Here is a 14,404-nt window from a genome sequence, read left to right on the forward strand (position 1 = left end):
AGAAACCCCATGGACAAACTCAATGCAATGGCCATCTTCGTCCGGGTCGTCGAGCGCGGCAGCTTTTCTGCCGTTGCCAGGGAGATGCAGACCAGCCAGCCAACCATCAGCAAAGTGCTAAGGGCGCTGGAAACTGAACTGGGCGGGAAGCTGATATCCCGCAGCACGCGTCAACTCTCGCTGACTGACGAAGGTCAGCGGTACTACAGCGAGTGCCGACAAATCCTCGCGGCCGTGGACGCGGCGGAACACAGTTTTCATTCAGGACGCGAAACCGTTGCCGGGAACCTGAAGATCGGTTCCTCGGTCAGTTTCGGGCGATTGCAGATTGCACCGCGGCTTCCTGAGTTTCTGAAACAACACCCCCAGGTGCAGATAGACCTGCAACTCAGTGACCAGAATCAGGACCTGGTCAGCGAAGGCCTCGACGTCACGTTCAGAATCGGCGAATTGACCGACAGCGGTCTCATCGCCCGCCGCATAGGCACCACCCACCGAGTGACCGTTGCTGCGCCAGGCTACCTCAAGCAACACGGCCAGCCGCAAACACCAGAGGAACTGCGCGGACACAATTGCCTGCAATTCAACCTGCTGAACAGTCAGAACCTATGGGTTTACGAAAGCGGAGCCCAGCATCATGAGGTGCGGATCAAGGGCAATGCAAAAAGCAACAACTCAGAGGCGATCCGCGAGATGGTGCTGGGAGGATTGGGAATTGCTTTGTCGCCGGTATGGTTGTTCAGTGAGGATCTGAACGCCGGGCGAGTGACTGCGATTTTGCAGGACTACACCGCGCAGTCGCTGCCGATTCATGCCATGTCCCCAGCGAATCGTCGCCAATCCGCCAGGGTCAAAGCCTTTGTCGACTACATGAGTCAGGCGCTCGAAACAGCGCCTGAACTCCAACCGGTCAAATAGCTGCAGTCCGGGTGTTCAACCACTCAAGGGCTGCGCCTTCGAGCAACGGGCTCAAGCGCTGGCGCACCTCGGCGTGGTAGGCGTTGAACCACTGCTTTTCGTCGTCAGTCAGCAGCGACGGTTCCAGACAGCGAGTGTCAATCGGGCACAGGGTCAGGGTTTCGAATTTCAGGAACTCACCGAATTCGCTCTTGCCCGCTTCGGTGTTCAACACCAGGTTTTCGATCCGTACACCCCAACGGCCCGGTCGGTAGGTGCCCGGTTCGATGGAGGTAATCATGCCCGGCTGCATCGCGGTTTGCGGTGCTGCGGCGGCCTGATAGGCAATGACCTGCGGGCCTTCGTGCACATTGAGGAAGTAGCCGACGCCGTGACCGGTGCCGTGTCCGTAATCAACACTTTCAGCCCAGATCGGCGCGCGGGCAATCGAGTCGAGCAAAGGCGAGAGAATGCCACGAGGGAATTGCGCACGGGACAGCGCGATGACGCCCTTGAGCACCCGCGTGCAATCGCGTTTCTGCTCATCCGTCGGCGTACCGACCGGCACCATCCGCGTGATGTCGGTGGTACCGCCCAGGTATTGGCCGCCGGAGTCGATCAGCAACAGACCGTCGCCTTCGATCACCGCGTGCTCTTCTTCGGTTGCGTGGTAGTGCGGCATCGCGCCATTGGCGTTGAACGCGGCAATGGTGTTGAAACTCAGCGACACATAACCCGGACGTCGGGTACGCGCGGCCGTCAGGTGTTCGTCGATGGTCAGTTCGGTGATGCGCTCACGACCCAACGCCGAGTCCAGCCAGGTGAAGAACTCGCACAGCGCCGCGCCGTCCTGCTCCATGGCCTGACGAATGTGCCCGGCATCGGCCAGGCTTTTCTGTGATTTGGCCAACGTGGTCGGGTTCAGACCTTCGACCAGTTTCACGCCGCTGTTCAGGTTATCCAGCAAACCGGCCGTCACGCGCGCCGGATCGACTTGCAAGCTCGCGCCGCTCGGCACGGCGCGCAAGGCGTCGGCCACTTCGCTGTAATCGCGCAGGGTCACGCCGTCTTGTTCGAGGACCGCACGCAGCTCGGCATTGACCTTGCTCAGGGCCACGAACAGAGTGGCCTGCTCTTGACTGATCAGCGCGAAGGACACGAATACCGGGTTGAACGACACGTCGCCGCCACGCAGGTTGAACAGCCAGGCGATGTCATCCAGGGTGGCAATGAAGTGCCAGTCAGCACCACGATCTTTCAACACCTCACGCAATTTCGCGAGCTTTTCACCCCGACTGACCGTCGCCTGCGGTGGCAAGTGCTGGTAGATCGGCTCATTCGGCAGCGTCGGGCGGTCGCTCCAGACTTCGCTCAACAGGTCGATGTCAGTGCGCAGACGTGCGCCACGTTCTTCAAGTTTGCCGCCCAGCGTCCGCGCCGACGCCACGGCCATCACCGCGCCATCTACCGCGACGACACCGCCTTCAGGGGTTTGCTCGGCCAACCAGTCCAGCGGGCCAGGCTGGCCCGGCTGCAGCTTGACCAGTTCAATGCCGCTGCCCTTGAGTTCCTTGCTCGCTTGTTCCCAGTAACGGCTGTCGGCCCAGACGCCGGCAAAGTCCGGGGTCACGATCAGTGTGCCGACCGAGCCATGAAAGCCCGACAACCACTGCCGCCCTTGCCAATAGCCCGGCAGGTATTCCGACAAGTGCGGATCGGCCGACGGCACCAGCAGGGCATGAATGCCCTCCCGGCTCATCAGCTCGCGGGTTTGCGCCAAACGTTGGGGCACCGATCCATTGATCGAAGGCTGCGTACTCATCATGTCTCCTGCTAATCACTTCATCATTATTGTTGAGTGCCGATCAGTGCCGACACTTTCAGGCCTTATTGCCAGAATGCCGGAGCACTGGCGCAGGCCGCTTTAATCAGTTGTGCCGCTTGGTCGACATCCTGTTCGGTGGTGAACCGGCCGAGGCTCAAGCGAATCGTGCGACCCGCCGAGCGGGCGTCATGCCCCAGGGCCAGCAGCACATGGGACGGGGCATTGCTGGCGGAGTTACAGGCCGAGGTCGCAGAAAACGCGATCGAGCTGCTCAGCGCCGCAGAATTGAACTCGCCTTCGTTGAAGGTCAGGCTCAGGGTATGAGGAATGCGTTGGGTCGGGCTGCCATTGAGCCGCACGCCGGGGATGCTCAGCAGTTGCTCGAGCAAGCGTTCGCGGAGCCGCACGATCGTGGCTTTTTCCTCGTCGAATGCGGCCGCCGCCAAGGCGAAGGCCACACCCATCGCAGCAATCTGATGAGTCGCCAAGGTGCCGGAACGCAAACCGCCCTCGTGACCGCCACCGTGAATCTGCGCCAGCAAACGCTGGTGCGCGCGCGGGCCGACGTACAGGGCGCCGATGCCTTTAGGGCCGTAGATCTTGTGCGCCGAAAACGACATCAGGTCCACCGGCAAGCGGGCAAGATCGATTGCCACTTTGCCCGCGCCCTGGGCGGCGTCGACATGGAACAGCGCATCACGATCACGCACCACCTGGCCGATGGCTGCAATGTCATTGACGGTGCCCAGTTCATTGTTGACCAGCATCAGCGACACCAGAAAGGTGTCTTCGCGCATCGCCTCGCTGACCGCTTGCGGGGTAATCAGGCCCTCGGCGTCAGGCACCAGATACGTCACGGCAACGCCTGTGTCCTGCAACTGTTTCGCCGTATCGAGGATTGCCTTGTGTTCGATCTGGCTGGTAATGATGTGTCCGCCGGACACCCCGCGGGCCTGGGCCACGCCCTTGAGGGCAAGGTTGTTCGATTCGGTGGCGCCGGAGGTCCAGACGATCTGGTCCGCCTGAGCGCCGACCAGTTCGGCGACCTGACGCCGCGCCTGCTCGACCGTTTGCCGGGCCTGCTGGCCGAAGGCATGGGAGCTGGACGCCGGGTTGCCAAAGTTTCCGTTGAAACCCAGACACTCGACCATGACCTTGATGACCCGCTCATCCACCGGCGTGGTGGCGGCGTAGTCAAAATACAGAGGACGTTTATTCATAGAAGACTCGCAGAGCATGTTCCGGGATCAGGAGGCTCGTCACTGAAACATCAAAGCGCAGCCTCGTGAGCTGCGCTGACCGTTCAGTGCGTTAGAAATACCTGATCGGAGGCCGTTAAAGAAGGACAACTTCATTTAAAAGTGCGTAGGAACGCTCCTGAAGTCGAGCTTAACAGGCATCGGCCAACCGGTTGAAGCGATGTGTCAGCTAAAGCTCTCGAGCAACAACGGATACAGCGAAGCCACCAACAGCAGGGCCATGCCCCAGTTGAACAGGCGCAACCAGCGACGATCCTTCAACACATTGCGCAACAACGTGCCGCATCCGGCCCAGACGCCGACGCTCGGCAGATTGATCAAGGCAAAGACCGCAGCAATCACGATCACATTGGTGAAGTAGCCCTGCATCGGCGTGTAGGTGCTGATGGCACCGATGGCCATGATCCACGCCTTGGGATTGACCCACTGAAACGCCGCCGCTCCGAGATAGCTGATGGGTTTGCTGTCGCCCTTTTCATTCTCGGAGACCGGACCGGAATGGGCGATTTTCCACGCCAGGTACAGCAAGTACGCCGCGCCCACATAACGCAGAACCGTATAGAGCAACGGGTAGGTTTGAAACACGGCACCCAGCCCGAAACCGACCGCGAGGACGAGGACAAAGAAGCCGCAAGTGATGCCCAGCATGTGCGGAATGGTGCGGTGAAAGCCGAAATTCACGCCCGATGCCAGCAACATGGTGTTGTTCGGGCCAGGGGTAATCGAGGTGACGAGGGCAAACAGGGCGAAGCCCAGCAGCAGATCGAGCGAGAGCGTCATGAGCGGCAGTCCAATCAGGGTCAGTCAGGTGTTGACCCTATCGCACGCCTCCGGGGAAACCCATGGACAGTTACGTGAAACTTCGAACGGTACAGTTTGAGATCAGCTTGGACGACCGTGAAGCTGTACAGCACGTTCAGCGTTCATCTCGCCATGTTTGTCGAAACCGACCGGTTTTTGCGGCAGGCCGAGCAATTCGGCTTTTTTCGCATGGTACTCGTCGAAGGACAAACCGCGACGATTCAAGTCCTCCAGCGCCAGTTCCCGAGTTTCTTCAGCGGTATAGGGTCGCAATTCGGGCGAAACATGGCTGGCACATCCGGCAAGAGCGGAGACCGCGAGCAGCAGGAAAGTGGCGATTAGAGGTTTCATGGGTGGCGTCCTGGCATCTGGGTTCGGGGCAATGAACACAGGCTACCCGCCCCCTTCGAAGGGCAGAAATCAACGCTCTCGATAGTGGCTATCGAATTTGGCTAATACCGTTTAACCATTGAACACACGTTGTTGCGCGCAGCGTATCGCCTCAGCCATTACAACCAGGTGCACACCGCTGCCCTGCTGGGCTTGAGCCACAACGTCACGCGCACACGACTGATCAAGATCGGCGAACGGGCGGTGAACAAGCGCCGGCCCACGGAAAACGTGCAAGGCGAGCGCCTGATGCAATTGTCGATTTAACTCACCAGATTGCAGTGCAGCGCGTTGTCATGGCTACGTTCCAGACTGTGCAACACCTGGAACGAGCCGAACGTCACGGTTTTCGCCTGATGCGCGCGAATCAGCTGCCAGAAATCCTGCTCGCCGCTTTCAAAGCTCTGAAACGCGGCTTCCCCCGCCTCGCGAGTTTGCCATTGCAGGTAGTTGAGCACCCGCCGACCGTCGTCGCTGGCCTGGATGCTCGCACTCAAAAACCCGCTGTAGCCTTGGGCCAGGCGCTCGGTCTGCTTTGACAAGGCCGACACCAACGCGGGTTGCTGATGGGGTTCGATCTCGAATTCGATCAACTGGGTGAAGCTGCGATTTTTCTCTGGCGCTTGCATGAAGAGTCCCCACTGGCGTGTAAGCCGGACCTTGCGATCCGAAGGCGTGCAGGGTAAAACCTCGACTTAACTAGAGGTCAAGAGGCATTTTTCAAATGATCACCCCGGAACATCTGCACAAGGAACTCACTGTCGGCCAATTGGCCGCGCGCAGCGGCGTGGCGGTCACGGCCCTGCACTTTTACGAGTCCAAGGGGTTGATCAAAAGCAATCGCAATCAGGGCAACCAGCGGCGTTATCCGCGGGAAGTGCTGCGGCGGGTGGCGTTGATCAAAGTCGCGCAGCGGCTGGGAATTCCGTTGGCGGAGATTGGCGAGGCACTGAAAGCCTTGCCGGATAACCGAGCGCCGACGGCGGCGGACTGGAAGGTGATGTCGGCGCAGTGGAGTCGGGATCTGGATGAGCGGATCAGTCAATTGACCTTGCTGCGGGACAAGCTCAATGGCTGTATCGGCTGCGGGTGTCTGTCGATGGAGGCGTGTCCGTTGCGTAACTTTGGCGATGTGCTGGGGGAACAGGGGCCGGGGGCGCAGCTGTTGGAATCTGGGGCAGATCCGAAATAGCGGCGTGGCCTTCGCGCGCAAGCCTCGCGCCTACAGGATTGCGTGTTACTGGCGAACGACACAAAACCTGTAGGAGCGAGGCTTGCCCGCGAAGACGTCCTCAAGGCAGACCGAAAGCTTAGAAACCCGGCGCAATCTGTCCTTTGCAGCGGGTCAGGATGAACTGCCGAAACTCATCGGAGCTCAACGCCTTGTCCCGTTTCTGCAAACAGTGGCGCTGCTGCTCGTCGGGCACTCAGTGGCGCAAAAAGCGCTGACCTATAGTTATCCGACCGGAAATCGGCGAAGGAACACCTTCAATTCACAACAACAAGGGAGAACCGTCATGAGCGTCAAACCCATTCCAGAGGGTTATCACAGCATCACGCCTTATCTGGGCATTCAAAAAGCGGCCGAAGCCATCGAGTTCTACAAGAAGGCTTTTGGCGCCACGGAAGTCATGCGTCTGTCCATGCCTGATGGCGGGATTGGCCACGCCGAGCTGAGGATTGGCGATTGCCCGATCATGCTCGGTACGCCGTGCGATCAAGGGCCGTTAAGCAATCCCGACACATCGCCGTCCGTGGGGCTGCATTTGTATGTGACCGATGTGGACAAGTCCTATAAACAGGCAATCGCGGCGGGTGGAACGGTGGTGTCCGAGGTCAAGGATCAGTTTTATGGCGACCGTTCAGGGACGTTGAAAGATCCCTATGGGCATTTGTGGTTCCTGGCCACGCGCAAGGAGGATTTGACTCAGGAGCAGATCGAGCAGCGGGCCAAGGAGATGTTTCAGCAGGGTTGAATCATTCAATGTCTGAGCGTGCCTCTTCGCGGGCAAGCCTCGCTCCTACAGGGGGGGTGTGGTTCCGGATATTTGCGAACGAAACAATCCCCCTTAGGAGCGAGGCTTGCCCGCGGAGGCGGCATCCCTGACACCACAGATCCCTCGAACACACTTCATGAACAAGCGCACCACGTTTCACGCCTTGCCCTCACGGCGCAACACTTTCAGGATGCAGACCACTACAACAAGGACTCGCCTCATGTTCGCCGGATTCCTGAAAGACCAGCGCCACGTCAACGGTGTGGACATTGCCTACCGCATCGGCGGCAGCGGACCTGGCCTGCTGTTGCTGCACGGTCACCCGCAGACCCACGTCATCTGGCACAAGGTTGCCGAGCAACTGGCCGAGCACTTCACCGTGATCGCCGCCGACTTGCGCGGTTACGGTGACAGCAGCAAACCACCGGCCAGCGACCACCACACCCACTACTCCAAACGAGAAATGGCCAAGGACAGCGTCGAGCTGATGAAGGCCCTGGGCTTCGAGCAGTTCTCGGTGCTGGCCCATGACCGTGGCGCTCGCGTAGCCCATCGCCTGGCGCTGGATCATCCCGCTGCCGTGCAACGCATGGTGCTGCTGGACATCGCTCCCACCCTGTCGATGTACGCGCAAACCAACGAAGCCTTTGCCCGCGCCTACTGGCACTGGTTCTTTCTGATCCGTCCGGCCCCGCTGCCGGAAACCCTGATCGAAGCCGACCCCGACGCCTATCTGCGCAGCGTGATGGGCAGTCGCAGCGCCGGGCTCAAGCCGTTCACCGCCGATGCCTTCGGCGAATACCTGCGCTGCCTGCAACTGCAGGGCACCGCGCGCGGCATCTGCGAGGACTACCGCGCCAGCGCCAGCATCGATCTGGAACATGACCGCGCCGATATCCAGGCAGGTAAATATCTGCACCTGCCGTTACTGGTGCTATGGGGTGCAGAAGGCACGGTCGGGCGCTGTTTCGAGCCACTCAAGGAATGGCAACACGTGGCGACCGACGTGCGTGGCAAAGCCTTGCCCGCCGGCCATTACATCGCTGAAGAAATCCCCGAACTGCTGCTCGCCGAAGTGCTGGGTTTCCTGCGCTGATCGCTGAGTCCCGCTGCTATGCTGGCGGCTCATGCCGCCAGTGTTCGTTCTGCCATGACCACCAAGAAAGACAACGTGCCCCTACCCGAAGACCTGCGTGTACTCCTCACCGTGATCCGCAAGAGCGGTTTCGCCGCCGCGGCCGATGAGCTGGGCCTGTCGCCCGCCTATGTCAGCAAGCGCATCCAGATTCTCGAAACCACCCTCGGCACCCGCCTGCTCCATCGCACCAGTCGCCGCATCGCCCTGACCGAGGACGGTGAACGGGTCCAGCGCTGGGCGTTGCGCATTCTCGATGACTTCCAGCAACTGCACGACGAACTCTCCGACGCCCACGACAGCCCTCGCGGGCGCCTGCATCTGTGCAGCAGTTTCGGTTTCGGCCGTCATCACGTGGCGCCAGCCGTTTCGTTGCTGGCCGAGCGTTATCCGGAGCTGGAGATTCGCCTCGACCTGTTCGACCGGGTGGTGGACATCGTCAATGAAGGCTTCGATCTTGAGATCCGTGTCGGTGACGACATTCCCGGCCAGCACATCGGTCGGCAGTTGGTGAGCAATCGACGGGTTGTCTGCGCAGCGCCCGGTTACCTGCAACGGCAGGGCATGCCGCAGACCTTAAATGAACTGGAGCAGCATCATTGCCTGGTGATCAAGGAGCGCGACAACGCGTTCGGCATCTGGAACCTGGAACGCAACGGGGTTCAAGAAAGCGTGCGGGTCAGCGGCCCGCTGTCATCCAACAACGGCGAGATTGTCTTGCAGTGGGCACTGGACGGGCGCGGTGTGGTGCTGCGGTCATTGTGGGACGTGAAACCGCTGCTGGATCAGGGGCGGCTGGTGCAGTTGCTGCCCGAATACAGTCAGAGCGCCAACGTCTGGGCGGTGTACCCGACGCGGCTGGCGTACTCGGGGAAGCTGCGGGCGTGTGTGGAGTTTTTGCAGGAGCATTTCAAGGGGTTGTCGGTTTGATTGGTTGTGTCAGGGCGGGCCCTTTCGCGGGCAAGCCTCGCTCCTACAAGGATTGCGCAGAACCTAAAGAAGAGAGGCTTGCCCACGAAGGCGGTTTCAGCTCAGCCAGGGGTTGGCAGCCAGGTGATTACGTTCGAAGGCTTTGATTTGCTCGCTGCGCTGCAGGGTGCTGCCGATGGCGTCGAGGCCCAGCAGCAGTGCGGTTTTGCGCAGGGTGTCGATCTCGAACGAGATGACTTTACCGTCGTGGAGGCGAATTTCCTGTGCCTCGAGATCAACGTTGATGAGCGCGCTATCCGGCTGACTGACCACGTGCCCAAGCCGCTGCGATACGGCCTCATCAAGGGTGATCAGCAACACTCCATTTCGCTGGCAGTTATCATAGAAAATCCCGGCAAAGCTACTGCCGATCAACGCCCGAATCCCCATCTGCCGCAAGCCCCAGACCGCGTGTTCGCGGCTCGACCCACAGCCAAAGTTCGGCCCGACCACCATGAAACGTGCGCCTTGCCACGCCGGTTGGTTCAGCACGAACTCAGGGTTTGGTGAACCGTCGGGCAGAAATCGCAGGTCAAAAAACAAACCGCGATCCAGCCCGGCGCGGTCGATGCCCTTGAGAAACTGCTTGGGCATGATCACGTCGGTGTCGATATTGGCGGCGAGCATCGGCGCCGCCTGGCCGGTGACCTGGGTGAAGGGTTGCAGGCTCATGCGCGGTCTCCAAAGTGACGGATGTCGGTGAGGCGGCCGGTGATCGCCGCGGCGGCGACCATGGCCGGGCTCATCAGGTGCGTGCGCGCGCCCGCGCCCTGACGGCCTTCGAAATTGCGGTTGGTGCTGGAGGCGCAGCGGTCGCCCGGCGCCAGCACGTCGTCGTTCATCGCCAGGCACATCGAGCACCCGGACTGGCGCCACTCGAACCCGGCCTCGATAAAGATCGCCGCCAGGCCTTCGGCCTCCGCCTGATTGCGCACTTCGGTGGACCCCGGCACGATCATCGCTCGCACGTGCCCGGCGACATGTTTGCCACGCACCACGCTGGCGGCGTCGCGCAGGTCTTCGATGCGCGCGTTGGTGCAGGAGCCGATAAAGGCGTGGCTGATGACGATGTCGCTCAGCGGCATCCCGGCTTCGAGGCCCATGTAATTCAGGGCGCGGCGCATGTCCTGACGCAGGATCAGGTCACTGATGTCTTGCGGGTCTGGCACGCACGCGCCGATCGGGGAAGCCTGGTCCGGACTGGTGCCCCACGTCACCATCGGTTCCAGAGCGCTGGCGTCCACCTGGACTTCACGGTCGAAGTGCGCGCCCGCATCGCTGTGCAAGGCGCGCCACTTCTCCACCGCTTGCTCCCACAACACGCCTTTGGGTGCGCGGGGTTTGCCCTTGAGGTAGGCGAAGACTTTCTCGTCCGGGGCCATGAACGCCCCCCGCGCCCCGGCCTCGACGGCCATGTTGCAGATGGTCATGCGTGCTTCGACGCTCAAGGCATCGATGGTCGAACCGCGAAACTCGATGGCGTAGCCGGTGGCACCCGAGGCGCCGATCTGGCCGATCAGCGCCATGATTACATCCTTGGACGTCAGCCCCGGCGCCAGCGCCCCCTCCACCGTCACGCGCATGCTTTTCAGGCGTTTGTAGACCAGCGTCTGAGACGCCAGCAGGTGCTCGATTTCCGAGGTGCCGATGCCGAAACCAAACGCACCGAGGGCGCCATAGGTTGTGGTGTGGCTGTCGCCCGCCGCGATGACCATGCCCGGCAGAATGAAACCCTGCTCCGGCGCAATGACGTGTTCGATGCCTTGGCGTTTGTTGAGGATGTCGAGCAGTTCGATGCCGAAATCACGGCAGTTTTCCGCCAGGTACGACACCTGTCGCGCGCCGCCGGGGTCCGGCATCGCGGCGATGCGCACCGGGGCGGTGGGGTTGACGTGATCGACCACCGCCAGCGCGGTGCCGGCCCGCCAGACCCCGCGTCCGGCCTCGCGCAACCCGCTGAACGCTTGGGGGCTGGTGTATTCGTTGATGACCTGGCGATCGATGTACAACAGGACGTGACCCTGGTCATCGAGGCGACACACCGTGTGGGAATCGATGTGTTTGTCGTAGAGAGTTCTTGCTGGAGGCATGGAAAGGCTCGCTCAGGCTCGCGGGTGAAAGGCGTCTGAGCTCCATCTTAGGGAGTAGGACATCGCCATCAATGGCCGGACAGTGATCCCGTGAACCATGGTTCGTGTTGGATCGGTCCCCCCCCTGTAGGAGTGAGCCTGCTCGCGATAGCGGTGTGCCAGTCACGTTGAAGCGGGCTGAACGACCGCTATCGCGAGCAGGCTCGCTCCTACAGGGGTTGTCTGCGCGCCGACCGGAACGCGAAACATTTTCTTTCACATTGTCGTTCGGGATTTCCGTTCCTCATCCGTCCTATATAGATGCAGTCAGTCCGCGTAGGCAAAAGCCACGGACGACTTTTCATGGACCTCATCGCTGGGAAGCCCGCAGCAGAGGCCTTCCCATCGATACAAGACCTTTAATCATGTCGAAGAAATCCCGCTCCAAACTCTGGTTTCTGGTCCATAGCTGGCTGGCCCTGCCGATCTGGTTTTTCGTACTGATCGTCTGTGTCACCGGCACACTGGCGGTGGTCAGTCAGGAAATTGTCTGGCTGGCCAACCCGCAGATGCGCGCCAGCCAACCCACCGACGACGCACCGCTGCTCAGTTATGACCAGATCGTCGCCGCCATCAAGAAGGCGGAACCGAACACCCTGGTCGAGGCCATCAGCCGGCCCGACGAGTCGCACTTCGCGCTCGATGTCGATGTCAGCTACCCCGACGGGCGCTCGGTGAAGGTTTACGTCAACCCGTACAGCGGCGTGATTCAGGGCGCCGCCCCGCCATTCAATTTCCAGGCCTTCACCCGTGCATTGCATGGCTGGTGGCTGGTGCCGTTCACCAACGGTTACAGCTGGGGCTGGTACCTGGTGTCGTTCCTGAGCCTGCCTTTGCTGGCGTCTTTGGTGACCGGGCTGGTGGTCTACAAGCGCTTCTGGAAAGGTTTCTTTAGACCGACGTTACGCATCCGTCATGGCGCGCGGATTTTCTGGGGCGACTTTCACCGCCTGAGCGGCATCTGGTCGATCTGGTTCATCGCGGTGATTTCCATCACCAGCACCTGGTTCCTCATCCAGGCGTTCATGTTCGATAACCAGGTGTCGATCTCCACCGCGCCGGTGGCCTTGGTGGTTCCGCGTGAGAGCGTGCCGGTGAGCACCGATGGCTCGCCAGCGCCGATGATCAGCCTGGAAGCCGCGATTGCCCAGGCCAAGGAACGCATCCCGGGTCTGGAAGACAGCTTCGTCAGCCTGCCCGCCAACGCCTATAGCTACCTCACGGTGGGCGGTCGCAGTTGGTATCCGTTGATGTTCCAGACTGCCGAGATCAACCCGTACACCGGCGATATCGCCGCCACCCGCCTGCTGTCTGACCGTTCCGGCCTGGAGTTGGTGACCGAATCCATGCGGCCGCTGCACACCGGTGATTTCGGCGGCCTCTGGATCAAGCTGATCTGGTTCTTCTTCGGTTTGATCCTGAGCATGATGGTCCTTAGCGGCCTGCTGATCTGGACCAAGCGCACCGCCCTGGCCACGGCCAATGCCCTCAAGCGCAAAGACAAACGTCCTCGCACCGCCGCTGTCGATCGCCGCGAAACCACGGAGGTCAGCCAATGAGCCTGTTCACCGCTGAAAAACCAGCCTCGAAACTGAGCCGCTTCTGGCACAAATGGCGCTTCCACATCAACGTTCTGCTGCTGCTGGTGCCGCTGGGGTTCATGCCCAAATACTTTGCCGACGCGGCGCTGTTTCGCGGCGACACCGGCCTGGGTGAGCGGGAAATCGGTGAAGTACAGGTCGGGCCCTGGAGCCTGCGCCTCGCCGAGTTGCGCAACGAAGCCCCGACCCTCGATGGCCCGGCCGGCCACATGAAGAGCTTCAACGCGGCGCTGTGCGACAGCTGCCGCGACCAGGTCAAGGCGACGTATCTGCGCATCGGCAAACCCCGCAGCCTGCGCGCCGCCGGGGTGATTTTCTTCGGCACGCCGTACCGCATGGGCGCGATGCTGCCGATCCCCGAAAAGACCAAAGCCGACGCCGAACTGTGGATCACCATGGAAGGCTGGGACGGCGCGATGCATCAAGCGTCGATCCCCCTGAGCCAGGCATCCCCCGCCACCCTCGCGTGGCTGAACAAACAAGGAGGCAAACCATGATGCTACGTTCTCTAAACGCGGTTTTACTGGTGCTCTGCGCCGGGTTCAGCGCCAGCGCCCTGGCCCACAACCCGATGTGCGAATGCAAAGCCATCGACGCCGAACAAATCAAATGCACGGGCGGTTTCTCCGACGGCAGCGGCGCACCGGGGGTGACGCTGGATGTGATCGGCTACGACGAAACCATCCTGGTACCGGGCAAGCTCGGCGCCGATTCGACCCTGACTTTCAAGAAGCCCGGTGCCGAATTCTACGTGCTGTTCGACGCAGGCCCCGGCCACGTCGTCGAGATCGACCAAGCGGACATCGAAGCCCCATGAGTACGCCTACCACGCACGTCGTCCGCCCGGCCGGTGCCGGCCATGAAACCCTGTATGTGTTGCTGTTGTGCCTGATGATCCTGGCGGTAGCCGGTTCGGTGGTCGCCTGGCGCCATGAGCCTCAGGAAGTCAGCAGCGTAGACAGCCATCAGCTGGATGCCCGTCGCGATCTGAGCGCATCCGAGCAAGGCATCTATGCCGACCTGCGGGTGACGCTGGACGAGATTCATCTGCTGCGTCAGGAACAGCAAGCGCTGCCGACGCCCGCAACGCTTGCCGATGAAGGCTTTGCACCATTTGCCCAGGACGCCAGTTCCGTCAGCCGTGGCGGCCATGCCTGGCAGCTGCTCGACGCCAAGGCCTATTTCGGTCAAAGCCAGACGCCCGCCGTGGCCGGTTCGTTTCTGATGCGCCTGACTGCTGGCGACGATGCCCCTGACGTCTGGCTCAATCGCGACAAAGCCCTCGCGGCCCCGACCGATCTCACTGACACCGCGCTGGAAAGCGCCGGCTGGCAGCAGATCGTCGCGCAATTCGATGCCGGCGTGACCCGCCAGCACCGGCACTGAACCCTCGCCTTCACC

General features: G+C 61.2%; 16 protein-coding genes and 2 pseudogenes. 10 read left to right on the plus strand and 8 right to left on the minus strand.

Annotated elements, in window-relative coordinates; all coding sequences use genetic code 11:
- The first annotated feature begins 9 nt into the window (after positions 1-9).
- On the plus strand, positions 10-918 hold the full coding sequence (locus BLU63_RS00490; RefSeq protein ID WP_083374671.1) for a LysR family transcriptional regulator: 909 nt from the start codon (positions 10-12) through the stop codon (positions 916-918).
- On the opposite strand, the gene BLU63_RS00495 is transcribed toward BLU63_RS00490, so the two are convergent.
- From BLU63_RS00495 to BLU63_RS00510, 4 genes are all read right to left on the minus strand, one after another.
- Entirely contained in the window at positions 911-2,719 is a 1,809-nt protein-coding gene (locus BLU63_RS00495; RefSeq protein WP_083374672.1) for an aminopeptidase P family protein, read from the minus strand. The two genes, BLU63_RS00490 and BLU63_RS00495, sit on opposite strands and share 8 nt — an antisense overlap.
- A 65-nt stretch (positions 2,720-2,784) precedes the next feature.
- Positions 2,785-3,942, minus strand: a complete 1,158-nt coding sequence (locus BLU63_RS00500; protein WP_010461142.1) for a cysteine desulfurase family protein — start codon at positions 3,940-3,942, stop codon at positions 2,785-2,787.
- A 204-nt stretch (positions 3,943-4,146) separates the two neighbouring features.
- Positions 4,147-4,761 (minus strand): LysE family translocator, encoded by a 615-nt coding sequence (locus BLU63_RS00505; protein WP_083374673.1) that lies wholly within the window; start codon positions 4,759-4,761, stop codon positions 4,147-4,149.
- Positions 4,762-4,863: 102 nt separating this feature from the next.
- A complete protein-coding gene (locus BLU63_RS00510; RefSeq protein WP_083374674.1) occupies positions 4,864-5,133 on the minus strand; it encodes a hypothetical protein in 270 nt (89 codons plus the stop codon).
- A gap of 117 nt (positions 5,134-5,250) precedes the next feature.
- Between BLU63_RS00510 and BLU63_RS00515 the strand changes: the two are divergent.
- Positions 5,251-5,439 (plus strand): annotated as a pseudogene (locus BLU63_RS00515) (sigma-54-dependent Fis family transcriptional regulator); the annotation flags it as partial.
- Here BLU63_RS00515 and BLU63_RS00520 read toward each other — a convergent pair.
- Complete coding sequence (locus tag BLU63_RS00520; RefSeq protein WP_077747876.1) at positions 5,436-5,801, minus strand: antibiotic biosynthesis monooxygenase; 366 nt, start codon at positions 5,799-5,801, stop codon at positions 5,436-5,438. The pseudogene BLU63_RS00515 and the gene BLU63_RS00520 overlap by 4 nt on opposite strands.
- A 95-nt stretch (positions 5,802-5,896) precedes the next feature.
- Between BLU63_RS00520 and soxR the strand changes: the two genes are divergently transcribed.
- Complete coding sequence (soxR, locus tag BLU63_RS00525; RefSeq protein WP_010461153.1) at positions 5,897-6,364, plus strand: redox-sensitive transcriptional activator SoxR; 468 nt, start codon at positions 5,897-5,899, stop codon at positions 6,362-6,364.
- Positions 6,365-6,482: 118 nt separating this feature from the next.
- Here soxR and BLU63_RS33595 read toward each other — a convergent pair.
- A pseudogene (locus BLU63_RS33595) lies at positions 6,483-6,569 on the minus strand (MetQ/NlpA family ABC transporter substrate-binding protein); the annotation flags it as partial.
- Between the two features lie 120 nt (positions 6,570-6,689).
- Here BLU63_RS33595 and BLU63_RS00530 point away from each other — a divergent pair.
- The 3 genes from BLU63_RS00530 (at position 6,690) to BLU63_RS00540 (ending at position 9,234) form a co-directional block, all read left to right on the plus strand.
- Entirely contained in the window at positions 6,690-7,148 is a 459-nt protein-coding gene (locus BLU63_RS00530) for a VOC family protein (RefSeq protein ID WP_010461157.1), read from the plus strand.
- A gap of 241 nt (positions 7,149-7,389) precedes the next feature.
- On the plus strand, positions 7,390-8,265 hold the full coding sequence (locus tag BLU63_RS00535; protein WP_083374675.1) for an alpha/beta fold hydrolase: 876 nt from the start codon (positions 7,390-7,392) through the stop codon (positions 8,263-8,265).
- An 18-nt stretch (positions 8,266-8,283) separates the two neighbouring features.
- A complete protein-coding gene (locus tag BLU63_RS00540) occupies positions 8,284-9,234 on the plus strand; it encodes a LysR substrate-binding domain-containing protein (RefSeq protein ID WP_077747879.1) in 951 nt (316 codons plus the stop codon).
- A gap of 96 nt (positions 9,235-9,330) precedes the next feature.
- Here BLU63_RS00540 and leuD read toward each other — a convergent pair whose 3' ends face one another.
- Positions 9,331-9,945, minus strand: a complete 615-nt coding sequence (gene leuD, locus BLU63_RS00545) for a 3-isopropylmalate dehydratase small subunit (protein ID WP_083374676.1) — start codon at positions 9,943-9,945, stop codon at positions 9,331-9,333.
- A complete protein-coding gene (leuC, locus tag BLU63_RS00550) occupies positions 9,942-11,363 on the minus strand; it encodes a 3-isopropylmalate dehydratase large subunit (protein ID WP_083374677.1) in 1,422 nt (473 codons plus the stop codon). Before leuC ends, leuD begins: the two co-directional genes overlap by 4 nt.
- Before the next feature lie 404 nt (positions 11,364-11,767).
- Between leuC and BLU63_RS00555 the strand changes: the two genes are divergently transcribed.
- The 4 genes from BLU63_RS00555 to BLU63_RS00570 are packed head-to-tail and all read left to right on the plus strand — an operon-like array spanning position 11,768 to position 14,389.
- Positions 11,768-12,961: a PepSY-associated TM helix domain-containing protein gene (locus BLU63_RS00555; RefSeq protein ID WP_010461167.1), complete on the plus strand. Its 1,194-nt coding sequence runs from the start codon at positions 11,768-11,770 to the stop codon at positions 12,959-12,961.
- Positions 12,958-13,500, plus strand: a complete 543-nt coding sequence (locus BLU63_RS00560) for a hypothetical protein (protein ID WP_010461169.1) — start codon at positions 12,958-12,960, stop codon at positions 13,498-13,500. The genes BLU63_RS00555 and BLU63_RS00560 overlap by 4 nt, the downstream gene beginning before the upstream one ends.
- Positions 13,497-13,820, plus strand: coding sequence for a hypothetical protein (locus BLU63_RS00565; RefSeq protein WP_010461170.1), 324 nt, complete (start codon positions 13,497-13,499; stop codon positions 13,818-13,820). Before BLU63_RS00560 ends, BLU63_RS00565 begins: the two co-directional genes overlap by 4 nt.
- Positions 13,817-14,389, plus strand: coding sequence for a DUF6162 family protein (locus BLU63_RS00570; RefSeq protein ID WP_083374678.1), 573 nt, complete (start codon positions 13,817-13,819; stop codon positions 14,387-14,389). Before BLU63_RS00565 ends, BLU63_RS00570 begins: the two co-directional genes overlap by 4 nt.
- The last annotated feature ends 15 nt before the right edge of the window (positions 14,390-14,404 follow it).

The organism is Pseudomonas mandelii (assembly GCF_900106065.1).
GTDB classification, from domain to species: domain Bacteria; phylum Pseudomonadota; class Gammaproteobacteria; order Pseudomonadales; family Pseudomonadaceae; genus Aquipseudomonas; species Aquipseudomonas mandelii.